Origin of the sequence: Polaromonas sp. CT11-55 (assembly GCF_047303325.1) — a bacterium.
Lineage (GTDB): Bacteria > Pseudomonadota > Gammaproteobacteria > Burkholderiales > Burkholderiaceae_C > Polaromonas.
Window position 1 is genome coordinate 1 of record NZ_JBKBEX010000031.1, and the last position, 25,743, is coordinate 25,743.

General features: G+C 64.3%; 30 protein-coding genes. 9 read left to right on the forward strand and 21 right to left on the reverse strand.

Annotated features, from left to right (window positions below; translation table 11 throughout):
- The 11 genes from ACEN8I_RS21250 to ACEN8I_RS21300 form a co-directional block, all read right to left on the reverse strand.
- The coding region (locus ACEN8I_RS21250) for a GTP-binding protein (protein ID WP_413328703.1) at window positions 1-122 on the reverse strand (122 nt) is incomplete at its 3' end.
- 147 nt (window positions 123-269) lie between these two features.
- A complete protein-coding gene (gene fusA / locus ACEN8I_RS21255; RefSeq protein WP_413330606.1) occupies window positions 270-2,372 on the reverse strand; it encodes an elongation factor G in 2,103 nt (700 codons plus the stop codon).
- Window positions 2,373-2,594: 222 nt separating this feature from the next.
- Complete coding sequence (rpsG, locus tag ACEN8I_RS21260) at window positions 2,595-3,068, reverse strand: 30S ribosomal protein S7 (protein ID WP_011481226.1); 474 nt, start codon at window positions 3,066-3,068, stop codon at window positions 2,595-2,597.
- Between the two features lie 236 nt (window positions 3,069-3,304).
- Entirely contained in the window at window positions 3,305-3,682 is a 378-nt protein-coding gene (rpsL, locus tag ACEN8I_RS21265; RefSeq protein ID WP_007851137.1) for a 30S ribosomal protein S12, read from the reverse strand.
- 247 nt (window positions 3,683-3,929) lie between these two features.
- Window positions 3,930-5,144 carry a D-alanyl-D-alanine carboxypeptidase family protein gene (locus ACEN8I_RS21270; protein WP_413330607.1) on the reverse strand — a complete coding sequence of 405 codons (1,215 nt, stop codon included), beginning with the start codon at window positions 5,142-5,144 and terminating at the stop codon, window positions 3,930-3,932.
- Window positions 5,145-5,197: 53 nt separating this feature from the next.
- Window positions 5,198-5,839: an alpha/beta hydrolase gene (locus tag ACEN8I_RS21275; protein ID WP_413330608.1), complete on the reverse strand. Its 642-nt coding sequence runs from the start codon at window positions 5,837-5,839 to the stop codon at window positions 5,198-5,200.
- Window positions 5,840-5,866: 27 nt separating this feature from the next.
- The gene (locus ACEN8I_RS21280) at window positions 5,867-6,205 is read right to left on the reverse strand and encodes a (2Fe-2S) ferredoxin domain-containing protein (RefSeq protein WP_007875021.1); all 339 of its coding nucleotides are present in this window, start codon (window positions 6,203-6,205) and stop codon (window positions 5,867-5,869) included.
- A 43-nt stretch (window positions 6,206-6,248) separates the two neighbouring features.
- Window positions 6,249-6,521, reverse strand: coding sequence for a DUF2798 domain-containing protein (locus ACEN8I_RS21285; RefSeq protein ID WP_413330609.1), 273 nt, complete (start codon window positions 6,519-6,521; stop codon window positions 6,249-6,251).
- A 177-nt stretch (window positions 6,522-6,698) separates the two neighbouring features.
- Window positions 6,699-7,793 carry a VanZ family protein gene (locus tag ACEN8I_RS21290; RefSeq protein ID WP_413330610.1) on the reverse strand — a complete coding sequence of 365 codons (1,095 nt, stop codon included), beginning with the start codon at window positions 7,791-7,793 and terminating at the stop codon, window positions 6,699-6,701.
- Window positions 7,794-7,931: 138 nt separating this feature from the next.
- Window positions 7,932-8,360, reverse strand: coding sequence for a CopD family protein (locus ACEN8I_RS21295; RefSeq protein WP_007875025.1), 429 nt, complete (start codon window positions 8,358-8,360; stop codon window positions 7,932-7,934).
- 73 nt (window positions 8,361-8,433) lie between these two features.
- Window positions 8,434-8,715 (reverse strand): hypothetical protein, encoded by a 282-nt coding sequence (locus ACEN8I_RS21300; RefSeq protein ID WP_413330611.1) that lies wholly within the window; start codon window positions 8,713-8,715, stop codon window positions 8,434-8,436.
- Between the two features lie 398 nt (window positions 8,716-9,113).
- Here ACEN8I_RS21300 and hemB point away from each other — a divergent pair, with 398 nt between their 5' ends.
- From hemB to ACEN8I_RS21325, 5 genes are read left to right on the forward strand one after another with little or no spacing between them, the layout of a single operon-like run.
- Complete coding sequence (gene hemB, locus ACEN8I_RS21305) at window positions 9,114-10,130, forward strand: porphobilinogen synthase (protein WP_413330612.1); 1,017 nt, start codon at window positions 9,114-9,116, stop codon at window positions 10,128-10,130.
- A gap of 4 nt (window positions 10,131-10,134) precedes the next feature.
- Entirely contained in the window at window positions 10,135-11,250 is a 1,116-nt protein-coding gene (locus ACEN8I_RS21310; RefSeq protein ID WP_413330654.1) for a magnesium transporter CorA family protein, read from the forward strand.
- A 41-nt stretch (window positions 11,251-11,291) separates the two neighbouring features.
- Window positions 11,292-11,888, forward strand: coding sequence for a DUF2799 domain-containing protein (locus tag ACEN8I_RS21315; RefSeq protein ID WP_413330613.1), 597 nt, complete (start codon window positions 11,292-11,294; stop codon window positions 11,886-11,888).
- A 55-nt stretch (window positions 11,889-11,943) separates the two neighbouring features.
- Window positions 11,944-12,666 carry a DUF72 domain-containing protein gene (locus ACEN8I_RS21320; protein ID WP_413330614.1) on the forward strand — a complete coding sequence of 241 codons (723 nt, stop codon included), beginning with the start codon at window positions 11,944-11,946 and terminating at the stop codon, window positions 12,664-12,666.
- A 35-nt stretch (window positions 12,667-12,701) separates the two neighbouring features.
- Entirely contained in the window at window positions 12,702-13,268 is a 567-nt protein-coding gene (locus ACEN8I_RS21325; protein WP_413330615.1) for a DUF1003 domain-containing protein, read from the forward strand.
- Between the two features lie 4 nt (window positions 13,269-13,272).
- Here the strand turns inward: ACEN8I_RS21325 and ACEN8I_RS21330 are convergent, their stop codons facing one another.
- Genes ACEN8I_RS21330 through ACEN8I_RS21345 form a run of 4 tightly spaced genes read right to left on the reverse strand, consistent with a single transcriptional unit; the run spans window position 13,273 to window position 16,173 of the window.
- The gene (locus ACEN8I_RS21330) at window positions 13,273-13,935 is read right to left on the reverse strand and encodes a glutathione S-transferase family protein (protein ID WP_413330616.1); all 663 of its coding nucleotides are present in this window, start codon (window positions 13,933-13,935) and stop codon (window positions 13,273-13,275) included.
- 4 nt (window positions 13,936-13,939) lie between these two features.
- Window positions 13,940-14,818 carry an amidohydrolase family protein gene (locus tag ACEN8I_RS21335; RefSeq protein ID WP_413330617.1) on the reverse strand — a complete coding sequence of 293 codons (879 nt, stop codon included), beginning with the start codon at window positions 14,816-14,818 and terminating at the stop codon, window positions 13,940-13,942.
- A 2-nt stretch (window positions 14,819-14,820) separates the two neighbouring features.
- Window positions 14,821-15,510 carry a dienelactone hydrolase family protein gene (locus ACEN8I_RS21340; RefSeq protein WP_413330618.1) on the reverse strand — a complete coding sequence of 230 codons (690 nt, stop codon included), beginning with the start codon at window positions 15,508-15,510 and terminating at the stop codon, window positions 14,821-14,823.
- A 54-nt stretch (window positions 15,511-15,564) separates the two neighbouring features.
- Window positions 15,565-16,173, reverse strand: coding sequence for a 2-hydroxychromene-2-carboxylate isomerase (locus tag ACEN8I_RS21345; protein ID WP_413330619.1), 609 nt, complete (start codon window positions 16,171-16,173; stop codon window positions 15,565-15,567).
- A 139-nt stretch (window positions 16,174-16,312) separates the two neighbouring features.
- Here ACEN8I_RS21345 and ACEN8I_RS21350 point away from each other — a divergent pair, with 139 nt between their 5' ends.
- From ACEN8I_RS21350 to creC, 4 genes are all read left to right on the forward strand, one after another.
- The gene (locus tag ACEN8I_RS21350) at window positions 16,313-17,059 is read left to right on the forward strand and encodes an SDR family oxidoreductase (RefSeq protein ID WP_413330620.1); all 747 of its coding nucleotides are present in this window, start codon (window positions 16,313-16,315) and stop codon (window positions 17,057-17,059) included.
- A 121-nt stretch (window positions 17,060-17,180) separates the two neighbouring features.
- Entirely contained in the window at window positions 17,181-17,813 is a 633-nt protein-coding gene (locus tag ACEN8I_RS21355; protein ID WP_413330621.1) for a MarC family protein, read from the forward strand.
- Between the two features lie 6 nt (window positions 17,814-17,819).
- A complete protein-coding gene (creB, locus tag ACEN8I_RS21360; protein ID WP_413330622.1) occupies window positions 17,820-18,518 on the forward strand; it encodes a two-component system response regulator CreB in 699 nt (232 codons plus the stop codon).
- A gap of 1 nt (window position 18,519) precedes the next feature.
- The gene (gene creC, locus ACEN8I_RS21365) at window positions 18,520-19,914 is read left to right on the forward strand and encodes a two-component system sensor histidine kinase CreC (protein WP_413330623.1); all 1,395 of its coding nucleotides are present in this window, start codon (window positions 18,520-18,522) and stop codon (window positions 19,912-19,914) included.
- 14 nt (window positions 19,915-19,928) lie between these two features.
- On the opposite strand, the gene creD is transcribed toward creC, so the two are convergent.
- The 6 genes from creD to ACEN8I_RS21395 form a co-directional block, all read right to left on the reverse strand.
- A complete protein-coding gene (gene creD / locus ACEN8I_RS21370) occupies window positions 19,929-21,305 on the reverse strand; it encodes a cell envelope integrity protein CreD (protein WP_413330624.1) in 1,377 nt (458 codons plus the stop codon).
- A gap of 102 nt (window positions 21,306-21,407) precedes the next feature.
- A complete protein-coding gene (locus ACEN8I_RS21375) occupies window positions 21,408-21,989 on the reverse strand; it encodes a Crp/Fnr family transcriptional regulator (protein WP_413330625.1) in 582 nt (193 codons plus the stop codon).
- A gap of 13 nt (window positions 21,990-22,002) precedes the next feature.
- The gene (locus ACEN8I_RS21380) at window positions 22,003-22,677 is read right to left on the reverse strand and encodes an ABC-type transport auxiliary lipoprotein family protein (RefSeq protein WP_413330626.1); all 675 of its coding nucleotides are present in this window, start codon (window positions 22,675-22,677) and stop codon (window positions 22,003-22,005) included.
- A complete protein-coding gene (locus tag ACEN8I_RS21385; protein WP_413330627.1) occupies window positions 22,674-23,606 on the reverse strand; it encodes an MlaD family protein in 933 nt (310 codons plus the stop codon). The genes ACEN8I_RS21380 and ACEN8I_RS21385 overlap by 4 nt, the downstream gene beginning before the upstream one ends.
- 12 nt (window positions 23,607-23,618) lie before the next feature.
- Window positions 23,619-24,407, reverse strand: coding sequence for an ABC transporter ATP-binding protein (locus ACEN8I_RS21390; RefSeq protein WP_413330628.1), 789 nt, complete (start codon window positions 24,405-24,407; stop codon window positions 23,619-23,621).
- A complete protein-coding gene (locus ACEN8I_RS21395; RefSeq protein ID WP_413330629.1) occupies window positions 24,404-25,534 on the reverse strand; it encodes an MlaE family ABC transporter permease in 1,131 nt (376 codons plus the stop codon). Before ACEN8I_RS21395 ends, ACEN8I_RS21390 begins: the two co-directional genes overlap by 4 nt.
- Window positions 25,535-25,743: the final 209 nt, after the last annotated feature.

Here is a 25,743-nt window from a genome sequence, read left to right on the forward strand (position 1 = left end):
CCGAACTTCGATGCCAGAACCGTCGTGATCGCCGCCGTCAGCGTCGTCTTGCCATGGTCCACGTGGCCAATCGTGCCTACGTTGACGTGCGGCTTGGTCCGCTCAAATTTGCCTTTTGCCATTTTTCTCTCCAGATAAAGAACATGCCCGTGTACGGTTTAACGTCTGCACTGTGTTGCTGATTCGCTTCGCACGGGTACAAAGCGGCACACAATCGCAGACAAGAAAAAAAGCTGCCGGCCCCATCCGGGACCGGCAGCTGAGCTTATTTACTTGGCGCGGGCAGCCATGATGGCTTCCGACACATTGCGCGGAGCTTCAGAGTAGTGCTTGAACTCCATGGAGTACGTTGCACGGCCCTGCGACATCGAACGCAGTGTGGTCGAATAACCGAACATTTCCGACAGCGGCACTTCGGCCTTGATGGCCTTGCCACCACCGACCATGTCTTCCATGCCCTGCACCATGCCGCGGCGTGAGGACAGGTCGCCCATCACGTTGCCGGCGTAGTCTTCAGGCGTTTCGACTTCCACAGCCATCATCGGCTCCAGAATCACGGGGCCGGCTTTCTTGCAGCCTTCCTTGAAGCCGAAGATGGCAGCCATCTTGAAGGCCAGTTCGTTCGAGTCCACGTCGTGGTACGAACCGAAGTGCAGCGTGACCTTGACGTCGACCACGGGGTAGCCTGCCAGCACGCCGGACGTGACGGCTTCGTTGATGCCCTTTTCCACGGCGGGGATGAATTCACGGGGAACCACACCGCCCTTGATGGCGTCGACGAACTCGATGCCCTTGCCGGCTTCGTTGGGCTCGATCTTGAGCACAACGTGGCCGTACTGGCCCTTACCGCCGGACTGGCGCACAAACTTGCCTTCGGCTTCTTCCACGGTCTTGCGGATGGTTTCGCGGTAGGCCACCTGGGGTTTGCCCACGTTGGCTTCCACGCCGAATTCGCGCTTCATGCGGTCGACAATGATTTCCAGGTGCAGCTCGCCCATACCGGCGATGATGGTCTGACCGGATTCTTCGTCGGTCTTGACGCGGAAAGAAGGATCTTCCTGCGCCAGACGCTGCAGGGCGATGCCCATTTTTTCCTGGTCGGCCTTGGTCTTGGGTTCCACGGCCTGTGCAATCACGGGCTCAGGGAAGACCATGCGCTCGAGCATGACGATGGCATCGGGATCGCACAGCGTTTCGCCGGTGGTCACGTCCTTGAGGCCCACGCAGGCGGCGATGTCACCGGCGCGGATTTCGCTGACCTCTTCACGGTTGTTGGCATGCATCTGCACGATACGGCCGATACGCTCTTTCTTGCCCTTGACCGGGTTATAGACGCTGTCGCCCTTCTTCAGGACACCGGAATAAACGCGTACAAAGGTCAGCTGACCCACAAACGGGTCGGTCATCAGCTTGAAGGCCAATGCGGAGAACTTCTCTTCGTCGTCTGCCTTGCGGAACACAGGCGCCTCGTCTTCGTCGGTGCCGCTCACGGGCGGAATGTCCACCGGCGACGGCATGAATTCAATCACGGCGTCCAGCATGCGCTGCACGCCCTTGTTCTTGAAGGCGGAGCCGCAGTACATCGGCTGGATTTCGCTGGCGATGGTGCGCGTGCGGATACCCAGCTTGATTTCGTCTTCGGTCAAGTCGCCTTCTTCAAGGTACTTGTTCATGAACTCTTCAGACGCCTCGGCAGCAGCCTCGACCATCTTCTCGCGCCATTCCTTGGCGGTCGCCACCAGTTCAGCGGGAATTTCGCTGTAGGTGAACTTCATGCCCTGGGACGCTTCGTCCCAGATGATGGCCTTCATCTTGATCAGGTCAACCACGCCGGTGAAGTTTTCTTCGGCGCCGATGGGGATCACCATGGGCACGGGGCTGGCCTTCAGGCGCAGCTTCATCTGTTCAACGACCTTGAAGAAGTTCGCGCCGGTGCGGTCCATCTTGTTGACGAACGCAAGGCGAGGAACCTTGTACTTGTTGGCCTGGCGCCAGACGGTTTCGGACTGGGGCTGAACGCCGCCCACGGCGCAGTACACCATGCAGGCGCCGTCAAGCACGCGCATGGAACGCTCCACCTCGATGGTGAAGTCCACGTGGCCCGGGGTGTCGATGATGTTGATGCGGTGCTCGGGCAGGGACGTGTCCATGCCGCGCCAGAAGCAGGTGGTGGCGGCGGAGGTAATCGTGATGCCACGCTCCTGCTCCTGCTCCATCCAGTCCATGGTCGCTGCGCCGTCGTGCACTTCACCAATCTTGTGGTTCACGCCGGTGTAAAAAAGGATCCGCTCGGTGGTGGTGGTCTTGCCGGCGTCGATGTGCGCGGAGATACCAATGTTGCGGTAGTTTTGAATGGGGGTAGCGCGGGACATAAATTACTTTCAGTTCGGGGTTACGAACAAAGACTCGTTGAAAGACTGCCCGGCACCCGGGCATCCTTCATTTCTTCTACGCGTCTGCCTGCAGGGAATCATGTTGTGCACGACACCCGGCTGGCAGAAACTGGGGCTGAACCGCCGGCGATCAAGGTGGCTCACACCTTCAAATCACCCGGCAACCCCTCAATTCAGCGCAGCAAATACTGCGCTCAACAATCAGAAGCGGAAGTGGCTGAACGCCTTGTTCGCTTCTGCCATGCGGTGAACTTCGTCACGCTTTTTCATGGCGCCGCCGCGGCCTTCGGTCGCTTCCATCAGCTCATTGGCCAGGCGCAGGGACATGGACTTCTCGCCGCGCTTCTTGGCGGCTTCCTTGAGCCAGCGCATGGCCAGGGCCATACGGCGGACGGGACGCACTTCAACCGGCACCTGGTAGTTGGCACCGCCGACACGGCGGGACTTCACTTCAACCATGGGCTTGATGTTGCCGATGGCCATGTGGAAGGCTTCCAGCGGATCTTTGCCGGGGTTCTTTTTCTCGATAAAGTCGAGCGCGCCATAAATGATGCGCTCTGCGACGGCCTTCTTGCCGCCTTGCATGATCACGTTCATGAACTTGGCGAGATCAACATCGCCAAATTTCGGATCAGGAAGAATTTCACGTTTAGGGACTTCGCGACGACGTGGCATTTTTTCACCTCTTTGCTTCAGTTGGCATTGCCCAGACATCCTGTCTTTGCAATACCGCGAGAGTTATCAAAACCCTCACTTACTCGACCGGTGCAACCATTTGCACTTGGGTCACTTCGTTTCAAACACCTGCCAGGGCGAGTGAAACACCTGTTTTTTGAAGAACTATCACAGACTTTCGTGACAACTTCTTCTGGCGCGAGCTCTCAATGAAGAGACAACCCGAGCCGATTGGCTTATTTGGCCTTTGGCTTCTTCGCACCGTACTTGGAGCGCGACTGCTTGCGGTCTTTCACGCCTTGCAAGTCGAGCGAGCCACGGACGATGTGGTAACGCACACCGGGCAAGTCCTTGACACGACCGCCGCGAACCAGCACCACGCTGTGTTCCTGCAGGTTGTGGCCTTCGCCGCCGATGTAGGAGATGACCTCAAAACCGTTGGTCAGGCGCACCTTGGCAACCTTACGCAGAGCGGAATTGGGCTTCTTTGGCGTCGTGGTGTACACACGGGTGCACACACCGCGGCGCTGCGGGGAATTCTCCATCGCAGGGCTCTTGGACTTGATCTTTTCGACCTCGCGCCCCTGACGGACTAACTGATTAATGGTTGGCATTGAAAACGTCCCTAAACGTCTGAAAACTGATTTACCGTGTTGATACGGGCACAAATATTTCCCGCCGTGAAAGCGGAAAAGCCTTCTAGTATAAACCGGTTGGGGGAAACGCTCAAGTAAAAGGCGGAAAGCGCCAAGCCATGCCTGCGCGCGCAAGGCAAGGCCAGCAGGCCTTTTCGGGATTTTGACGCCCCGCCAGGCTCAAATCGTCGGGAATGTTAGTGCACACTCCCGATTTTGGCCTGCCTTATTTGATCCAAAGCCGGATCGCATCCCAGGCACGACCCAGAATGCCGGCTTCTTCCACCGCCTCCAGGGCCACCAGCGGCACCTCGGCCACCGGCGTCGGGTTGTCGCCCAGCATGACCTTCAGCGTACCCACCGCCTGCCCTTTGGCAAAAGGAGCCACCAGCGGGTCCGGCCGGGCTACCTGAGTCTTAACTTTGGGTGCGCTGCCGGCGGCCACGGCCACCACGATGGCCTGGGGGCGGCCCAGCTTCACAGTGGACGACTTGCCTTTCCAGACGGATGGGGCGACCACGGCCTGGCCGGCGTCAAACAGCTTGACCGCCTCATAGGCGGTGTAGCCCCAATTGAGCAATTTTTGCGATTCATTGGCGCGGGCGCTGTCGCTGGTCGTGCCCAGCACAATGGCCAGCAGGCGCCGTCCGCCCGGCGCGCCGCCAGCGCCCAGGTTGGGGAAGTCGCGCTTGGCCGTGGCGATCATGCAGTAGCCGGCGGCGTCGGTATGGCCGGTTTTGAGGCCGTCCACCGTGGGGTCGCGAAACAACAGGGTATTGCGGTTGGTGTCGTTGGCGGCCGGCGTGCCGGGATAGCGGTACTTCTTGATGGCCGAGTAGCCGATGTAGTCGGGGAAATCCGTCATCAGCCGCGTCGCCAGGATGCTCAGGTCGCGCGCCGTGGTGGTGTGGCCCACCTCGGTCAGGCCTTCGGGGTTCCTGTAGGACGTCGATTTCATGCCCAGCGCCTTGGCCTGCTCATTCATGAGCTGCACAAAATGCTCGGCCGTGCCGCCCACGCCCTCGGCCAGCGCCATGGTCGCGTCGTTGCCCGATTGCACCACCATGCCCTTGATGAGGTCCTCGACAGGCACCTGCATTTTCGGGTCGATGAACATGCGCGAACCCGGCATCTTCCAGGCACGCTCGCTGACACCGAAGGTCTGCTTCAGGTCAATCTTCTTGGATTTGAGCGCGTCGAAGACCAGGTATTCAGTCATCAGCTTGGTCAGCGAGGCCGGCTCGACTGGGGAGTCGATGTCCTTGGCGGCGAGGATCTGGTTGGCGGTGACGTCCAGCAGCAAATACGAACGCGCGGCGATTTCAGGCGCTTGCGGTGCCTGGGCGTGCGCCTGGGGCAGCACCGCGAAGAAAGCCAGGAGGGCGGCGGCGAAAGCGCGCAGGCCGGGGACCGGGCGGGAAGCCTTGAATGAAAGGTGCATGGGGTATCGCTGAAAAGTAGGAATTTAAAAAACAAAAAGCCTGGCGGCGCGGGTCAGGCTGAAGGCGAGGACAGGTGGCGGACCACGAGATTTTTCAACAGGGGCAATTGTCCATGAAAGAAATGGCCGCCCCCGGGGACAACCGTAACAGGCAGTGCCTGCGGGCGCGCCCAGTCCATCACGGCCGACAGCAGCACGGTGTCGTCCTGCTCGCCGTGCACCACCAGGGTTTTGAGGTGCGCGGCCGGGTCAATCGGCGCGGCCGGCGCGCGGCTCACGCTGGTGCCGACCAGCACCAGCTTCTCGATAGCGCGGCTGGCGGCCAGGCGCTGGAAGGCATGCGTGGTCACAAAAGCGCCGAAGGAGAACCCGGCGAGCGCCAGCGGCTGCCCGGCGCTCGCCGGCGCGGCGTGCTCCACCACCGCCAGCAGGTCCTCGAGCTCGCCCCGGCCTTCGTCGTGGCTGCCCGCGCTGCCGCCCACACCTCGAAAATTAAAGCGTACCGCTGTCCAGCCGCAATGCACAAAAGCCCGCGCCAGTGTCTGCACCACCTTGTTGTCCATGGTGCCGGCAAACAGCGGATGCGGGTGCGCGATGACCGCCACGCCGCGCGACTCGCCGGCGGGGAGGTCCAGCGCTACTTCCAGCGCACCCGCCGGGCCCTGGATGATGGATTTTTGGGTTTGGGAGTTCACGAAAACCGCTTTCTTCAATCGGGAGGCCTAGCGCCCCAGGTGCGCGGGTGTGAGCAGGCGCTCAACCACCTTGCCGTTTTTGAGGTGCGATTCGACGATCTCGTCGATGTCGCTGGCGTCCACATAGGTGTACCAGACCGCTTCCGGGTAGACCACGGCCACCGGGCCGCCGGCGCAGCGGTCCAGGCAGCCGGCCTTGTTGACCCGCACCTTGCCGGGCCCGGCCAGCCCGGCGGCCTTGACCTGTGACTTGCAGCGGTCAAAGCCTTCCTGCGCGCGGTGGTCGGCGCAGCAGTCTTCACCGTTGGCGCGCTGGTTCAGGCAAAAGAAGATATGGCGTTCGTAATAGGAATTGTGTTCAGGCATGTGGTGACTTTAGAGGATGTGGTGGTCGATATGTTCCGCGGGGTCAGGCGGTCTCGACGACAAAAGCCGTCGCCTTCCTCACCAGCGGGATGACCAGCAGCAAGGTCGGGAAGGCAATGACCCAGGAAACAGCCCAGGCGCCCAGCCAGACGCGCAGGACGCCGGGCGCGAGGCCCACGCCTTTGAGGGTGCTGATGAGCGAGACGATGCAGGTCATAAAAACCGACAGCAACAAGGGCGTAACCCAGCGCGCACTGCGTGCGGGGAGCTTGGCGAAACCGAAAGGGGTGCGCGATGAGGATTTCGAAGAGTTCATACATGTTTCCATAAGCCGTCCAGTCAAGGCGCCTTTCCCGCGGCCGGCAGGCCTGAGGGAAAACACACGCCCGGCATGGCCGGCGGTGGTTGGCGCGTTGATTGACGTAAACGCTTACGGCAACTCTTGAGGGAGATCGCGGTGCGATGGTAGCAGATGAAGGGGTGCCGCGTGCGGCTAGGCTTTGGGTTCCCGGCCAGATAGCCGCACCAGTACATATAAAAGCGCCGCATACGGCCAGAGCCAGCCCAGCCACTGGACCACCCCGTGAAAGCGGATGAAACGGCCCTGCTCCCAGGTCTGCAGCGTCTGCGCGAAATAGGGGTCCGCCGGCGCCTGGTTGAGCAGCCCCAGATGAATGGCCAGCGCCAGCAGCGCCAGCGCGGCCGCGGCGCGGCGCGGCGCGGCCAGCATCAGCAGGGCCAACACGGCCGCCAGGCCTATGCCCGCCTGTACGGGTATGTCCAGCCAGGCCCAGGCGTGATCGGGGCCATAACTCAGGGCTGCGGAAAGTGCCGATGCCACGATGCCGGCCGCGATCACCGCCGCCGAGAAGGCAGCCCGCTGCCAGAGCCTGCGGATCACGCAATAGCCGAGCAGGCAGGGAATCAGCGCGCCCAGCGCCACGCAGACCAGTTCCGCGACGGGCACCAGGGGTTGCAGTTCCACATCACGCACCGGCATCCACTGCAGGAAAGGTGTATCGGCCAGCGCATCGGCCAGGGCCGCCTCCAGCCGCTCGAAGACCTGCCCCAGTCCCATGGGCACGGAGGCCGGAAACAGCAGGGCCATCGGCCAGAGCACCAGCAGCACCAGCGCGCCCCGCGCGTCATGGGCAAACCAGCGCGCGCGAAAGCGGCTCCAGCGGTCCACCACGCCGGTTTTCTCCAGCGCCCAGGCAAAGCAGGCCCCCAGCCAGGCACCCAGCGTGTTCAGCAGCAGGTCGAGATTGGAAGGAATGCGCACCGGCAAATAGCTTTGCAGCGTCTCCATGGACAGCGACAGCAGGCCGCTGGCCAGCACCGCCACCGTCACGGCCCAGGACACGCGCCGGCTGCGCAGGGCCGACAGCGCCAGCAAAAACCCCAGCGGCGCGTAACCGAGCAGGTTGGCGCCCACGTCAAAACCGGTCCAGTACTGCGGCAGCGGTGCCGTCAGGAAGCGAAAGGGCGAGATGCCCTGGTCGCGCCAGTCCGTGAAGGGATAAAGGCTGGCGTAAACAATCAGGCAAATGGCGGCCAGTGCGAGGGGCCAGGCAGTGGTTCTGTGCACACCCCCGCCGTCCTCACTGCGCTTCGCTTCGTGTAGTTCCTCCCCCCCTTGCAGAGGGCGACGCGAGGCGCCCGGCAAAGCCGGCTCGCCCGCGTCTGCTGGTGGAGTCGGGGGCTTCATAGGATTGTTGTCTTGCGCCTAAAAAGGCTTGACCACGACCAGGATGACCGCGGCCAGCAGCAGCAGCACCGGCACTTCATTGAACCAGCGGAACCACTTGTGACTGCGCGTGTTGCGATTGGCGACGAACTTCGCGAGCAGGCGGCCGCAGGCATGGTGGTAGCCGATCACCAGCACCACTACGGCCAGCTTGGCGTGCATCCAGCCGTTGCCGGGGCCGCGGCCTATACCGTAACCCAGGTAGAGCCACAGGCCAAAAGCCAGCGCCGGCACGGCCAGGATGGTGGTGAAGCGCATCAGCTTGCGCGCCATCAGCACCAGCCGCTCGCGTTCGGCCACGCTTTCCGGCGGCACCATCGCCAGGTTCACAAAGATGCGCGGCAGGTAAAACAGCCCGGCAAACCAGCTGGCGATAAAAACGATGTGGAGTGATTTGACCCAGAGCATCCGGGTAGTTTAGTCCGCCGGCCGTTCGGCATTGGCAGGCGAAACGCATGCACGGCCGCCTGGCAGCCATGGCTCAATAGGTCACTTTGATGTTCGCGTCCGAGACACTGACCCGGACTTTCTCGGACTCGAGGTCGGCCTTGTTCACGATTTGGGGGGTGCCGACGGCAACCTCAAAAGGATTGTGGAGGCTGGACGATCCTTTGATTGCGCTGACGTATTTGCCTGAGCCTGGCGGCTTCTCGTAATCAATGTGCACGGTGGCCTTGCCGCCGACGGCGGTGATGCTCATGCTGTTGGAATTGCCTAGGTCTATCGTCTTGCTGTCGTCATCGTCAACGGTAACGGTGGTCATGATTGATCTCCTCAAAGAGCGAGGCCCTGATGGAGTAACGGGCCGGTGAGGCCACTGTAGGGCCGCAGCGGCCGGGTGACGATTACAGGCAATTACGCGGCGGCGTATGCGAGTCCGGGCAAAACGCCGGACAAAAAAATGCCCGGTTGGCACGAGGCCACCGGGCTGGCAAGCCTTTTTGCTGTCACACGCAAAGGCCCCGCTCAGGGAGGAAAAGCGGGATGCAGTCACCAAATGGTAACCACACGTATCAATTCTAACCACGGCTGTCAGGCCTTGGCAATGCTTTTCTAAGTAAACTAAGAAACATTCATGTAAAGTCGGCCCATGCGCTCCTGGGCGCGGGCAGTCCGCCAAATAGCTCGCGGCTTTTCCGAAAGCTTTGGCACAATTTGCGCATGACTTTCCACGCCTCCAACTTCGCCCCCTTTCCGGCGGGCCGCCCCCGGCGCCTGCGCCGCGACGCCTTCACCCGCAACCTGGTACGCGAGCACACACTTACCGCAAACGACCTGATTTATCCCGTGTTTGTGGTGGATGGCAAGCAGCAGCGCCAGCCTGTGACCTCCATGCCAGGCGTCGAAAGGCTGAGCCTGGACCTGCTGCTGCCAGTGGCCGAGGAATGCGTGAAGCTGGGTATTCCGGTCATGGCCTTGTTCCCGGTGGTCGACGCCTCGCTCAAGACCTATGACGGCAAGGAAGCCACCAACCCGGACGGCCTGATTCCGCGCGTGGTGCGCGAACTCAAGAAAAATTTCCCTGGCCTGGGCGTGATGACCGACGTCGCGCTGGACCCTTTCACCACGCACGGCCAGGACGGCCTGCCGGACGAGAACGGTTACATCCTCAATGAGGAGACGGTGGCCATGCTGGTCCGGCAAGCGATGTGCCAGGCCGAGGCCGGCGTGGACATGGTCGCGCCCAGCGACATGATGGACGGCCGCATAGGCGCCATCCGCCAGGCGCTGGAAGCCAAAAAGCTGATCCACACCCGCATCATGGCTTACAGCGCCAAGTACGCGAGCGCCTTTTACGGCCCCTTCCGCGATGCGGTGGGCTCGGCCGGCAACCTCGGCAAGGCGGACAAAAAGGTCTACCAGATGGACCCGGGCAACAGCGACGAAGCGCTGCGCGAGGTGGCCATGGACATCGCCGAGGGCGCCGACATGGTGATGGTCAAGCCCGGTATGCCTTACCTGGACGTGGTGCGCCGCGTGAAGGAAGAGTTCAAGGTGCCCACCTTCGCCTACCAGGTCAGCGGCGAATACGCCATGATGAAGGCCGCCGCGCAGAACGGCTGGCTGGACCACGACGCGGTCATGATGGAAAGCCTGCTGGCCTTCAAGCGCGCCGGCGCCGACGGCGTGCTGACCTATTTCGCCATCGATGCCGCGCGCAAGCTGCGGCAAGCCTAAAGCGGTGCGCGTTTTCACCATCAGCGCCGGAAGCCAGGGCGTCGTCGAAACCGAGGCCCTGCCGACCCAGCTGCCGGCGCAGGGTTTTGTCTGGATCGCCTGCGCGCGCCGCGAATTCGAGGTGCTGCAGGCCCAGATCCAGGCCAGCCTGCAGCTGCTGTGCGGCACCCAGCTGGTGGACCTGCATGTCTCCGACCTGCTGAACAACCAGTTGCCCTCACATTACGACTACACCTCGCAGTACGACATCCTGGTGTTCCGCCGCCTGGCCGCGAGCCAGACCGAAACCGACCTCAGCCAGCCCGGCGAGCCATTGCAGGCGCGCCTCAAGCGCAGCGGGCCGCCGGTGCTCAAGCGCATAGATACCAGCCCGGTTGGCTTCGCCGTATTCGACCAGTTGCTGCTGACGGTGCATCCCGCCGATTGCGCGGTGCGCGACGCCTATGCCTCCCGGCTCCTGAACGCCACCACCGCCGAGTCGCGCTCCAGCGGCGTCAAGCTGCCCGCCAGCCCCGCCGACATGATGCTGCGCATCGTGAACCAGATCGTGGACGGCTACCTGGAACTGCGGCGCGAACTCACGCGCCAGCTCGACCACTGGCAGTCCGAACTGCTCAGGCCCGGCACGCGCTTTACCAACTGGAGCTCGGTGCTCGACGCGCGGCTGGCCATGCACCAGCTGGATGAAATCTGCGAAGACCAGCGCTCGGCCGTGCAGGACTGGATCGATTCCGTGGAGACCTGGCCCGAAGGCGGCACGCCCGCCCTGGTGCGCGAACGCGAGCTGCTCAAGGTGCGCTCGCGCGATGTGCTGGAGCACATAGAGCGTGTGGTCCACCACGTGCGCCGCATGGAGCAAAGCGCCGAAACGGCGGTGCAGATGCATTTTTCGGCGCAAAGCAACCGCACCAACGACATCATGCGCACGCTGACGGCGCTGACCGCCATCTTCCTGCCGCTGAACCTGATCACCGGCTTCTTCGGCATGAATTTCGAGTTCATGCCTTTTCTTCACACCTCCACCGGCTTCTGGTGGACCGCCGGTTTTATGGTCCTGATCGTCGCCGTGGTCGGGACGGTATTCTGGCGCAAGCAATATATCGCCCGAACTCGCGGCTAGGCGCGCCGCAATCCCCAGTCCATTCGCAGGAGACGCCGCCCATGTCTGCAGACCTGACCCGCTCCTTCTTCAACGCCATCCGGCCTTTGGCGGTTCTGCTGGCCATCCCGGCACTGCTGGCCGGCTGCGAGAGCCTGAGCCCGGCCGAGTGCGCCACCGCCGACTGGCGCCAGCTGGGCGTGCAGGACGGCAGCCGCGGCCGCACCGACCGCGCCGCCGACTATTACGAGTCTTGCGCCAAAGCGGGCATTGCCGTGAACGTGGCCGTCTACCGCGCCGGCCGCAACCAGGGCTTGCAAAGCTACTGCCAGCCGGCCAACGCTCTCAACGAAGGCCTGGCCGGCAACAGCTACGAAGGCGTCTGTCCCGCGCCCATGGACCAGAACTTCCGCAACATCCACGGCATCGCCTGGCGTGAGCAGGACGCCCGCAAGACCCTGGCGCGGCTGCAGTACGAGCAGGACCAGATGCAGGCGGAACTGCGCGACGCCAAAACCGCCGAAGACCGCAAGCGCACCCTGCGCGAGCAGCTCGCGCGCTCGGACCGGCGCATCGAAGAAGCCCGCTACGCGGTGCGCGATGCCAGCTACCAGCTCGACCGCCTGCGCAGCGACATGCGCCAGCGCGGCCAGTACTGACAAACAGGAACAAGGCCGTCATGCAGCCCGGCGGCACGCATCCCGACAAAACGGCGTGCGGGTGGGCTGCGCGGGCTGGAGCCTGCCGCGCGAGACCTGGCCGGAATTTCCCGAGGGCGGCAGCCACCTGCAGCGTTATGCCGCGCGCTTTAATGCGGTGGAAATCAACTCCTCCTTTTACCGTCCGCACCAGCCGGCCACCTATGCGCGCTGGGCTGCCAGCGTGCCTGCGGATTTCCGCTTTTCGGTCAAGCTGCCCAAAACCCTCACCCACGAAAAACGCCTGCGGGGCGGTGAGGACGTGCTCGACACCTTCCTCGCGCAAGCCAATTGCCTCGGCGAGAAACTCGGCTGCCTGCTGGTGCAATTGCCGCCCAGCCTGGCTTTCGACGCGGCCTCGGTCGGCGATTTTCTGGCCGGGCTGCGACAGCGCCATGCCGGCGGCGTTGCGCTGGAGCCGCGCCACGCGAGCTGGTTCACGGCGCCCGTCGACGCCCTGCTCAAGGAACTCAGGATCGCCCGGGTGTTGGCCGACCCGGTGCTGTTCGACGCGGGCCGTGGGCCCGGCGGCGACCCGGCCCTGGTCTATGTGCGACTGCACGGCTCGCCGCGCATGTATTACTCGGCCTATGCGCCGCAGGTGCTTGATGCGCTGCTTGTCCGGCTCGAACATGAGGCGGCGTCTGACGCCTCGGTCTGGTGCGTCTTTGACAATACAGCCAACGGTGCCGCGGTGCCCGATGCGCTCTACCTCGCACGAGGCCTGGTGCAACGCTGATCCCGCCGGCCGCGCCGCCGGCGAAAGGATGACCCATGAAAAACCGTCTTAACGGGAGCACCCAGCCCAAAGTCTGCGCCGACGATCTCACACGCGAAAATGTGCAGTCCATGCGCCGCGTGGAGGAAATGGCACTGGCCAACCGCAGCCGCGCCGACCGCATGGCAGCCTTCATCGCCGGCTTCTGCGGCTCCATGCCTTTTGTCTGGCTGCACGCGGCCGCTTTCGCAGGCTGGATAGCCCTTAACACCTGGCCGGGGCTGGCGCATTGGGACCCGTATCCCTTTACCTTCCTCACATTGGTGGTCTCGCTCGAGGCGATCTTTCTTTCGTCCTTCATCCTGATCAGCCAGAACTACGAGCTGCGCATCAGCGACAGGCGCAACCAGCTGGACCTGCAGATCAACCTGCTGACCGAGCAGGAAAACACCAAGATGATCCAGATGCTGGAGCGCATCGCCAAAAAAGTCGGCGCCGACAGCGGGGGCGACCCGGATATCCGCATCCTCAAGGAAAACACCAACCCGGAAAAGCTGGTCGCCCAGATCGAGCAGGCGCAGCACGAGGACTCGCCTGCCGCAACGGTCGCGAAGAAAAACTAGCGTTTCAAACCCAGGGCTGGGCCAGGCCTTCGGCCTCGAAGGCCTTGATCACCGCGGGGCGTGCCAGCGCACGCTTGAGGTAGGCACCCAGGTGCGCGCGATCACGCGCGGGTTTGGATGCGAAATTGCGCGTCCAGCGGCACAGCATCAGCGTGTAGATGTCCACCGCCGAATACTTCGCGCCCAGCAACCAGGGCTGGCCATGCGTTTTTTCCAGCCGCGCGAGTTCCGCGTCCAGCTGGTCAAGCATCAGGCCGACCTTGGCCTCGGCGTGCGATTTCAGCTCGGCCACACCCGCGCTGTTGCCGGCATCCATCCAGCGGTCGGTGTAGAAATAAATGATCAGGGTGGACTGCAGGGTGTTGGTCAGCCAGACCAGCCACTTGTAGAAATGCGCGCGCTCCACGGTGCCCAGCGCCGGGGCCAGGCCGGCCTCGGGGTGCATGTCGCACAGGTGCAGGCAGATCGCGGCAGTCTCGTAAAGCACCAGATCGCCGTCGACGAGCGTCGGGATCAGGCCGTTGGGGTTGAGCTTGCGGTAGGCCTCCGAGCGGTGCGCGCCCGTGCTGGTGTCGACCAGGATTTTTTCAAAGGGAACGCCCAGTTCCTGCAGCAGGATATGGGGCGCCATGGCGGCGGTGCTGGGAGAAAAATGAAGTTGGTACATCAAGCTATTGTGCCGTGACGCCGAAGATGCCAGCCGCATTGCCCCAGGCAATTTTGCGCGCCACGTCAGGCGGCAAACCGCCCAGCCAGGCGCGGTAGCCCTTCATGAGCTCGTCGTAATACAGCCAGCGCTGGTTGACCCAGGTGTCGGAGCCGATCATGAAACGGCCCGGGTACTTGAGCAGCAAGGCACGCCACTCAGGGCACAGCTTTCCGGCGTCGCAGGTCAGGCCCGGCCGGTAGGACAGCTCGCCCATGAGCTGCGGGTATTTGCCCAGCAGTGCGTCGACCCTCTCCACGGGTGCGCCGCCTATGCCGGTGTGCGCCCAGACCAGCCGGGCGTCGGGCGCGTGGGCCATCAACAGGTCTATGGCCGTGTCGTCCACATGGGCCAGCACCGACAGCCTGTTTTGCGCGGCGAACTGCATCAGCTTGCGGGCCACCGGGCCGTTGGCATTGGCGCTGTCATAGAGGTGGAACTCGCCTATGCCCTTGTACGGCCCGGCCTGGTCGCCAGCCACGCCGCGCGCGAACTCGGTTTGCACCATTTCGTAAATGGACTCGTCGCGAAACCAGTTGTCGTAGTCGGCCCGATTGCGGTAGAGGCGGATAAAAGGAACCACGGTGACGCCGGCCTTGCGTGTCTCAGCTATGGCGGCCAGCGACTTGGTGCCGTCGTTGGGCCGCGAGTTGGCGACGATGGCCTTGACGCCATTGCGCCGCATGCGCGCCAGCACGTCGGCCGGCGAATGCGGACCCGTGTTCCCGTTCCACGCCTCCTCGTTGTAATGCAGGTGCGTGTCAAACAGCGGCCCGGCATAGTCGGCCGCAAAGCCCGGCGCTGCGCAGGCCGCCAGGATGAGGGCTGCCCATGCGCCGTGCATGCTCAGCCCAGCTTGGCGGCGAAGAAGGCCAGCGAACGCTCGCGCGCCAGCTTGGCCGCCGCTTCGTTATAAGAGCCGCGCTGGTCGCAGTTAAAGCCGTGGTTAGCCGGGTAGACATGCACCTCGACTTCCGGATGCGCCTTGGTGAAAGCCTCTATGCCCTCCATGGGAATCCAGTGGTCCTGATCGCCGAAGTGGGCCATCACGGGGCACTTGGGCTGGCGCGCGATTTCTTCCTCGGCCGTGATGCCGCCGCCGTAATAGGGGATCGCCGCCGACAGGCCGTCCAGCAGGCAGGCCGCCCGCCAAGTCAGCAGCCCGCCCCAGCAAAAACCGATGATGCCGACCTTGCCGCCGCCGGCCTTGGCCGCATGGTCTATCGCCGCTTGCAGATCCTGCAGCACGCCGGCGCCGGGCAAGGCGCTGACGGCGGTTTTGAGTTCGAAGCCGGCTTTCATGTCTTCTTCGCTGTAGCCCATTTCCACGCCGGGCTTGACGCGCTCAAAGGTCGCGGGCGCCACCGCGAGGTAACCCTGCTCGGCAAAGCGGTCCGTGACGGCGCGTATATGCGAGTTGACGCCGAAAATCTCCTGCACCACCACGACGCCGCCCCGCGGCTTGCCTTCGGGTTGTGCGACATAGGCCGGCACGACAAAACCGTCGGCGGCAGTGAGATTGATGAATTGACCCATGGGATGCTCCTTGAGGATTATGTAAGTTGAGTGGTGAATAAGTCAGCAGCCGCTTCAGGCGCCCGCCATGAGTTTGCGCTCGACGAAATCAAGCCGGTCCTGGCCCCAAAACAGTTCGCCGTCCACCACATAGCTGGGCGCGCCGAACACACCGGCGTCTATCGCCTGCTGGGTGTTGGCCTCATAGCGCTCCTGCACCGCCTGGCTGAAGGACTGCTCCAGCCGTTCGGCGGGCAGGCCGCATTCGGCGAGCAGCTCGGCCAGCACCTTTTCATCGGCGATATGGCGCTCGCGCACCCATACGGCGCTGAAGATGGCGCCGCCGATTTTCATCGCGGCTTCGCTGCCGTCATGCAGGTCCACCGCGATGATGAGGCGCGCCGCGTCGTCGCCGGAAACCGGGAAGTACTTGGGCTTGAGGTTCAGCGGCGCATGCAGGTAGTCTGAATAGCGCTGCAGCTCCAGCAGCCGGTAGGCCTGGCGCTGCGGCGCCCGCTGGGCCAGCGGCAAGCCGCCCGAGATCGGGAACACCTTGCCGCCCAGGTCTATGGGCAGCACCCGCACGGTGGCGCCCGCCGCCCGGGCGATTTGCGCAAAGCGCTCATGCCCCAGGTAGGTCCAGGGGCTTTGCGGGGTGAAATAGTAGTCCACGGTGGTGCTCAAGAGTGTCTCCGTCAGTGTCTGTGGATGGGTGGGCCGCGCCGCCGGCGGCCGGGCATTGCGCAAGATACGGCTTAGGGTACATTGATCCGCCCAATCCTTGTTTTTACCCGGGATTGCCATTTTCTGCAGGAGGTGCGGTTTGTCAAAAGTTGTTCTGATCACGGGTGGCTCGCGCGGCATAGGCGCGGCCTCGGCCCTGCTGGCGGCGCGCCATGGCTGGGCGGTGGCCGTCAACTACGCCAGCAACTCGCTGGCCGCCGACGAGGTGGTGCGGCAGATCCGCCAGGCCGGCGGCAACGCCATCACGGTGCAGGCCGACGTGGCCGATGAGGCGCAGGTGCTGGCCATGTTCGAGAAAGTGGACGCCAAGCTGGGCCGGCTGGACGGCCTGGTCAACAACGCCGGCGTGGTGGACCGCACCACCCGCGTCGACGCCATCACCCTGGCGCGGCTGCGGCGCATGTTCGAGATCAATGTGTTCGGCTCCTTCCTCTGCGCGCGCGAAGCCGTCAAGCGCATGAGCACGCGCTACGGCGGCGCGGGCGGCTCCATCGTCAATGTGTCCAGCGCGGCGGCCCGTCTGGGTGCGCCGGGCCAGTATGTGGACTACGCATCGGCCAAAGGCGCCATCGACACCTTTACCGTCGGGCTGGCCAAGGAGGTCGCCACCGAGGGCATACGCGTGAACGCCGTGCGCCCCGGCATCATTGACACCGACATCCACGCCTCGGGCGGCCTGCCCGACCGCGCCCGCGACCTGGCGCCCCAGGTGCCCATGCAGCGGCCCGGCACCGCCGACGAGGTTGCCGCCTCGATTGTCTGGCTGCTCGGCGACAATGCGGGCTACACCACCGGCGCGTTGCTGGATGTGGCAGGAGGCAGGTAATGCCCCCACGCTCGTCACTGCGTGTACTTCGCTGCCCCCCCGAGGGGGCGCTGCGCCTGCGGCCCGGCAAAGCCGGTTCCGCGGCCCTGGCTGAAATTTGGGTTGCCTTTTGGGAGTAACGATGGACTTTAAACCGCTTGTCACTTTGCTGGCCATCGTCAACCCGCTGGCCATCGTGCCTTTCTTCATCCATTACACGCAGGACTTTTCCGACGAGCAGCGCCGCCGCACCGTGCTGGTCGCGTCCTTCACAGCCTTTGTCGTAATCGCCATCAGTGCGCTGCTGGGCCTGCAGATCCTCGACTTCTTCAGCATCTCGCTGGCGAGCTTCCAGGTCGGCGGCGGCATGCTGCTGCTGATCAGCTCCATGAACATGCTAAACGCGCAGCCGGCCGAAGCCAAGCCGCAGACCAATGAAATGGAAGACGGCGCGGCCAAGGCCGCGCGCGGCGCCAGCATCGCCGTGGTGCCGCTGACCATTCCGCTGCTGACCGGGCCGGCCACCATGTCCACCGTTGTGATTTACGCCGAAAAGGCCAAGACGGCGCTTCAGCTGTCCATGCTGGTCGGTTACGGCATCGTGATCGCCCTGGCCACCGCCATCTGCTTTTCACTGGCCGAGCCGATTGCCCGCGTGCTGGGCAAGACAGGCATCAACGTCATGACGCGGCTGATGGGTCTGATCCTGGCCGCGCTGGCGGTCGAGGTGATGGCCGACGGCCTGAGCAAGCTGTTCCCTATTCTTCGTTCCTGAACCCCGATGGCTGGCGCGCGCATCCTGCTGGTGGAGGACGACCCGGCAATCGCCCGTTCCATCATCTACGCCCTGGAGCGCGACGGCCTCACGGTGACACACAGCCTGTTGCTGGGCGACGCGCGCGCCCAGATCAGCCGGCAGCCGCCCGATGCCGTGATCCTGGACGTCGGACTGCCCGACGGCAGCGGCCTGGATTTGTGCCGCGAGCTGCGCGCCGCCGGCGGCCTGCCGGTGCTGATGCTCAGTGCCCAGGGCGAGGAAATCGACCGCGTGCTGGGCCTGGAGCTGGGCGCCGACGATTACGTGAGCAAGCCTTTCAGCCCGCGCGAGCTGCTGGCGCGTGTGCGCAGCCTGCTGCGGCGCGCGCGCATGCCGGCTCCCGCGCCAACGCTGGCGGCCAGCCCTTTCGAACTCGACACCGCCGGCCAGCGCGTGAGCCTGCACGGCCGCCCGCTCAACCTGACGCGCCGCGAGTTCGGCCTGCTGGCCGATTTGCTGCGCCACCGCGGCCGCATACGCTCGCGCGATGAACTGCTGAACGCCGTCTGGGGGGCGGGCACGGACAGCACGGACCGCACCGTGGACACCCACATCAAGACCCTGCGCGCCAAGCTGCAAGAGGCCGCACCGGGACACGACTACGTCACCACCCACCGCGGCATGGGCTACTCCCTTGACATGGCCCGCGGCAAAGGCGACTGACATGCGCCTGGGCATACGCCTGCTGTTCGGTTTTTTCCTGGTCACCGGGCTGGCGGCGTTTTTCACGCTGCGCGTCTTTATGGCCGAGGTGAAGCCCAGCGTGCGCGAGGTCATGGAAGACATGATGGTGGACACCGCCAACATCCTGGCCGAACTGGCCGGCGACGACCTGGCGGCCGGCGCCATCGCCGACGGCCGCTTTGCCAGCCATGTGCGCAACTATGCCAGGCGCCCTATAGACGCGCAGATCTGGGGCCTGGCCAAGCAATCGCTGGATTTTCGCGTGTACGTCACCGACGCCGGCGGCAAGGTGGTGTTCGATTCGGAGAACGCGGCGACCGGCCAGGATTATTCGCGCTGGCGCGACGTGGCCCTGACCCTGCGCGGCGAGTACGGCGCGCGCGCCACCCGCGAGGTGCAGCAGGACGACCGCAGCTCGGTGATGTATGTGGCCGCGCCGGTGCAGCGTGACGGAAAAATCATCGGCGTGCTGACCGTCGCCAAGCCCATGTCCACCATTCAGGCCTTTATAGACCGGGCCGAGCGCAAGATCCTGTTAAGCGGGGCGCTGCTGCTGGTGCTGTCGCTGGCCATCGGTGTGGCGGTAACGCTGTGGGTGGTGTGGAGCATTCGCAAGCTGCGCGGCTATGCCAACGCCGTCGGCCAGGGCGAAAAACCCGCGGTTCCGCAGATACCGGGTGAGCTTGGCGAGCTGGCCATGGCAGTCGATGCCATGCGCCTGAAGCTCGAGGGCCACGAGTACATAGAAGATTACGTGCGCGCCCTGACGCACGAGCTCAAAAGTCCGCTCGCCGCCATCCGCGGTGCCGGCGAGCTGCTGCAGGACGAGCTCCCCGAAGACGCGCGCCGCGAGTTTTCGGGGCAGGTACTGGCCCAGTCCGGCCGTATGCAGGCGCTGGTGGACCGCATGCTCGAGCTGACGAAGCTGGAGCAGCGCCATGCACAGGTAGAGCGCGAGCGCCTTCCTTGGGCCGGGGTCCTCAAACCCTTTGAGGTAGCGGCCGGCAGCCGGGCCCAGCATGCGGTCAAAGTCGTAATCAGCCCGGAACATGCCGACGTGCATGCGGAGCCCGGCCTGCTGGGCCTGGCGCTGAGCAACCTGATGGAAAACGCGCGCTCGTTCGCGCCCCAGGGCTCGACCATCACGCTGGAGGCAGGACCGGACCGCATCGCCGTGCAGGACAGCGGCCCCGGCGTGGCCGACTACGCCCTGCCCCGGCTGGGCGAACGCTTTTTCTCGACCGTGCGTCCCGACGGCCACACCAAAGGCTCGGGCCTGGGGCTGGCCATCGTGCGGCAGATCATGCTGCTGCATGGCGGGCGCATGGTGGTACGCAACACCCAGCCCGGCTTGCGGGTCGAGCTGCATTTCTAGCCGGGCCGCGCCCATCACCCGGCCGCCTTCACGGGTTCGGGCTTGGGTGCTTCAACCTGCTTGAAGCGTGCATACCAGTCCACCTGGCGCGTCAGCATCATGATGGCTGCGAGCACGGCGAACAGGGCAACGGCGCCCAGCAGCAAAGCTGTCTGCTCCCGTTGCAGCAGCACAAACAACATGCCATACAGCGTGGCGATGCCCAGGCCGAAAGGCAGCCCTCGCGACCAGCGGCCCAGCATGTGGCTGGCGTAATAGGTCAACAACAGCACGCAGGCGGCCGACGCAATCGCGTAAGCCGACTCGAAAGGCATGTGCTCCGACAAACTCACCAGCAAGAGGAAAAACATGCTCATGGCCGCGCCCACCAGCAGGTACTGGATCGGGTGCACGCGCAGTGACTTCATGAATTCAAACAGCCCCACGGCCAAAAAAGTCAGGCCTATGAACAACAGGCCGTATTTTGTGGCCCGGTCGCTGAGCGCGTACGTGTTGGAAGGATCGACAAAGGTCACGCTAAAGGCCTCGACGCAGGTATTGTTGGCCGAACCGTCGCTGTACGACGGGCAAGCGGCCTTGCGCTTGCCCGCATCCACTTGCGCCACCTCCTGCTGCGCGGTGCTGGCCAGCGAGCTGACGCGCCAGTTGGCCACAAAACCCTCCTCCGTAACATTGCGGTCCACCGGCAGGAACTGCCCGCCAAAACTCGGGTGCGGCCAGTTGGAGGTGAGCTGCACACGGGTGTCGCCGCCCAGCGGCACGACTGAAATGCTTTCGGTACCCGTCAGCTCGAGTTGCAGTTGCGCCTGCAGCGGCATGGTGCCAATCAGGGCCATTGACAGTGGCGCATGCACGCCGCGCGGATAGCTGCCGTAAAAGGTACCGGGTTTGAGCGCCAGCAACTGCTCGCCGATCTTGACGCTGGCATGGCGTATGCCGCGCGCGTCGGACACCGCCATCATGAGCAGCGGCTGACCGCAGTTCATGCGCGAGCCGGCATGTTCGGCCACGGGCTTGAGAGATTCGGTGTCGGCCCATTCGGCCACGATGTCGGCTTTGAGGTCAAACACCTGCGTCGCATGCAAGCCTCGGGCGCGCGCCTCGAGCTTGCTGCCGCCCTTGAGCGTGAGTGAGGCCGGTGCAGCCACCAGCAGGAACTCACGCCGCTCGGTTTGCACCTTCTTGTCGTCGTACTTGACGTCCCACTCCTCGGTGCAGGCACGGTGGATCAGCGGACCGGTCAGCGTCTGCGGGCCGGCCAGGCTCTGGGCCACGCTTTGGATGGCAATCTGGCGGTAGTTCTGGCGGTCGTGCACCACGTCGCTGATTTTCATCAACGCGACGACCAGCAACACGATCACCAGCGCGAGTGCGGCGACTTTCTGTTTCATGACTTCCTTTCGTTTGAACAACGAAGGGGAGTTTGCAAACCGTGTGTGAAGCCGGAATGAGGCCGAGCAGCTTGTGTGAAGCGAAAGTGAAGTGCGGGCGCTTCAGCGCGCCGCCGTTTCCGCAGCTGCGGTCGCTTGTTTTCTAAGTATTCTGACCAACTGATTACTGGTATTGCGCAAGCGCTGCGCCATCATTTGGGTGATCTTGACCAGCAGCTTGGCACCCACGCCGGGGTGGTCACGGATCAGCAGAGCGATTTCGTGGCGGCCCCAGACACCGGCCTCCACCGGCTCGATGGCGGTGCAGGTGGCGTAGCGCGGCTCGCTGTCAAGCATGGACATGTCGCCCACCGCCGCGCCGGCGCGCACCACCGCCACGCGCGACACGGCCGCCTCGGCGCCAGCATCGGCGTCTGCCGGCAATTCCAGGCGTTTGGTGACGTCCACCGTGCCCTTGAGAATCAGCATCATCCAGTCGCCAGCCTCACCTTCACGGATCATCACCTGGCCCGGCTCTGCGCGCACCAGCAGCATGGACGCGCCCAGGATGTCGGCCTCAGCCGGTGTGAAGTCCTGCAACAGCTGCGAGGTCTGCAGCAGGTCCGGGCCGTAGGCGCTCAGGCGTTCGCAGCAGCCGAAGACATGCAGCCCGGCGGCGTCCAGCTGTTCCTGCAGCGTTTTCATAGTGCGGCACGCCTCAGCGCGCGGGGGTTTGCTGCAGCCATTGGTCGATCTCGGCAATGGCCGCGTCGGTGGCGGCCGTCAGGGCCTGCACGCCGCCGGGCGCGTCGCTGCTGAGTGCCGGCCGCTGCACGATGACGTTGCGCTGGCCCACCAGTTTTTCGCCGGCGGGCGTGATTTCCAGCAACGTGGCGCGCAGGCGGATCAGGCCGACGCTGTCCGTGGGTGAGCTGAACAGGTGGCTGAACTCTTCAAGGTCCAGGCGCAGCAGCAGCGGCAGCACCGCGTTCTGGCTGCGGTTCAGCGCCACGCTGGCCCCGGCGTTGAACACAGCGCGGCGCTGGCCCAGTTGCTCGCGCACTCGCTGGCGCACCAGCTGCGCGGGCGGCATGCTCCAGCGCGCCTGCGAATAAGGACGCAGCTGCTGCGTGTCGGCATAGCCCAGGCGGTACAGCACCGCCATGTTGTCCAGTGCGCCGCCCGGGGTGGAGACGTCGTCCAGGGCCAGCGGCGGCAGCGGCGCCTGGCGCGTGGTGGGCAGGGTGGTGGTCGGGCCCGGGCCGAAGTCGTACATGGTGGCGCGCGTGGGCTTGTCGGGCAGGCCCGAACAGCCGGCCAGCGCCAGGGCGGCCAGCAGCGCGCACAGCAAGCCGGTGGCCCGCGAAGCGGATTTGGAAAAAGTGGACGTCATTTTTTCACTCCAGAGGCGGAAAAGCCGGGTTCGCCGGGGCCGGGCACGGGCGGGCCGTTGCCGAAGATCAGCGACTGCGGGTTGTCGTCGACCGCGCTCACGGTGCGGCGCATCTGGCGCATGGCGCGGGCGGTTTCGTCGGCGACCTCGCCGAGCTTGGGCAGCGTTGCGGCACTGAAGGTCTCCACGCCCGCAGCCAGCGCGGTGCCGCCTTCGGAGAGCTTGTCCAGCGGCCCGCCCTTTTCATTGAGGCGGGTGGCAGTCGTGCTGATATCGTCCGCGGCGGTTTTGACGGACTTCAGCGTGGCCGTGGTGTCGCGCGACAGGGCCGGCAGGGATGCCACTGTGGGCTCCAGCCCTTTGGCGACCCGGTCCATGCTGCCGGCGGCGTTGCCGAGCTGCTTGATGGCCGCAGTCATGGCCTGCTGGTTTTCGTCCGACAGCAGCTTGTTCAGCCGCGTGCTGGCTTCCTCGACCTGGTTGAAGATCACCTCGCCTTGTTTGAGCAGCTTGTCCAGGCCGCCGGGCTTGAGCGGAATGCGCGGCGGGTCGTCGTCGTTGACGGCCAGGCGCTCGGTGGATTTGCCGTCGTCGTCGAGCTGGATGAACCCCAGCCCGGTGACACCCTGCGAGGCCACGGTGGCGAAAGTGGACTTGGTGACGGGCGCGCTGCGGTCTATGGAGACGCGGATCAGCACATTGCCCTTGACCTTCTCGTCAAAGCCTATGAGCTCGATCTTGCCCACCGGCACGCCGCGAAAACGCACCGCCGCCTGCGGCTGCAGGCCGGAGACGGTCTCGCTGGTGCTCATGTCGTAGAGATCGCGCTGAGTGTTGTCGCGCGTGAGCCAGACGGCCAGCAGGGCCAGCAAGGCGGTGACCACCAGCACAAACGCACCGGCGGCCATGGCATGGGCTTTGTTTTCCATATCGAAGCCTTTCTAGACTGTAAAAGGGTATTCGCGTAATAGCTCCATCGCGCGCTGACCCCTTTCCCCGAGGAAAAATTCATGGATAAAGGGGTGCGGGAAAGCCACCACTTCCTTGGGCACATCGTTGACGATGACCTTCTGCTCGGCCAGCACCGCGATGCGGGTGCTGAGCTCGAACAGCGTGTCCAGGTCGTGCGTCACCATGACCACCGTGAGTTCCATGTCGCGATGCAGCGAGCGCAGCAAAGAGACGAAGCTGTCGGAGCTTTCGGGGTCCAGCCCGGCCGTGGGTTCGTCGAGCAACAGCAGCGGCGGGTCCATGATGAGGGCGCGCGCCAGGGCCACGCGCTTGATCATGCCGCCCGAGAGGTCGCTGGGCATCTTGTCGGCCGCATCGGGCCCCAGGCCCACCATCTGCAGCTTGACCATGGCCGCCTCGTAGACCAGCGCGCGCGGCAGGGTCTTGAGTTCACGCAGCGGAAAGGCGATGTTCTCCAGCACGGTAAAGGCCGAGAACAGCGCGCCCTGCTGGAACAGCATGCCGACACGGCTGGCCGCACCCTGCTTGCCGAGCTCGGCCGCAGGCCTGCCCAGCACCGTGATCTCGCCCTGGGTTGGCTTCTCCAGCCCCAGCATCTGGCGCAGCAGCACCGTCTTGCCGGTGCCCGAGCCGCCGACCAGGGACAGCACCTCGCCGCGCTCCACAGTCAGGTCCAGGTCCTTGTGCACCACGGCCTTTTTCTCGCCGTTGGGGAACACGGTCCAAAGCTTTTTGATGTCGACGATGGGGTCGCTCATATGCCGACACTCTTGAACAGAACGGCGAACAGCGCGTCGACGAGGATGACCACGGTAATGGACGTCACCACCGAGGCCGTTGTCCCCTGCCCCAGGCTTTCGGTGTTGGGCTTGACGCGAAGGCCGTAATGGCAGCCGACCAGCGCGATCAGCACGCCGAAGACCACCGACTTGGACGTGGCCAGCGTAAGGTTGGCCACATCCACCGCGGCCGGCAGCGAATTGATGAAGTAGGACGGCGTGACGTCCATGGAGATGTCAGCGGCCAGCATGCCGCCCAGCAAGGCGGCAATCGTGGTCCAGACGCTGATCAGCGGCATCACCACGGCCAGCGCCAGCGCGCGCGGCATGACCAGGCGAAAGCCGCGCGCGATGCCCATGACGCGCATGGCGTCGAGCTCTTCGGTGACGCGCATCACGCCGATCTGCGCCGTGATGGCCGAGCCGCTGCGCCCGGCAATCAGGATGGCGGCCAATACCGGGCCGAGTTCGCGAATCAGCGAGATGCCCAGGATGTTGACGATGAAGGCGTCGGCGCCGAACTGGCGCAACTGCTGCGAGATCAGGTAGGCCAACACCACACCGATCAGAAAACCCACCAACGCGGTAATGGGCAAGGCGGTGGCGCCTATGTGGAACAAGTGGCCCGACAGGTCGCGCCAGGGGCCGTCCTGCGGCCGCCGCACCAGGTGGATGATGTCCAGCAGCAGCTGCCCGATCAGGCGCACCAGGCCCTTGAGATGGTCCAGCAAGCGCAGCACCCGCGTACCCAGCAGGATAAAGGGCTCGGTCCAATCGGGCTTGCGAGGTTTGGGCGGGTCGGTGCTGAACTTGGCGACGGTTTCCAGCACCGCGCGTTGGTTGGGCCCGGCCTGTAGCTGCGCAGGCCAGCTGCGGCCCCAGTGGTTCCACAGCACCTGCGCGCCCAGGTGGTCGAGTTTGCCGACCTGCTCCAGATTCCAGCCCACCGGGGAAGAGCTGCCATCTTTCAGGCCCTGGAGCTGCGCGGTCAGCGCGTCCCAGACCTGCTCACCTGTGAGGCCGGCGGCCGTCCACGCACCTTGCACGACAAACAGCCGGCCTTGCGGCGTGTCCTGCAGTGCGATGCGGGGCGTGGAGTCTTCCATAAACATTAGTCAGGCCAGGCGCAAGCCGGCAGTTTGCAATGTACGAAACACAAAGTTGCATGGTAACTGCTGAAAACGTCCTTGCCGCACAGTCGCCAGCGCTGTCGCCCTGGTCCTACACCGTGACTGGAAGACGGCCAAAGTCCACGTGCTACGGCCCCAGCGGGTAATCCCCGCCGTGCGGCCATTCGGGTTTTGCCACAATCGGC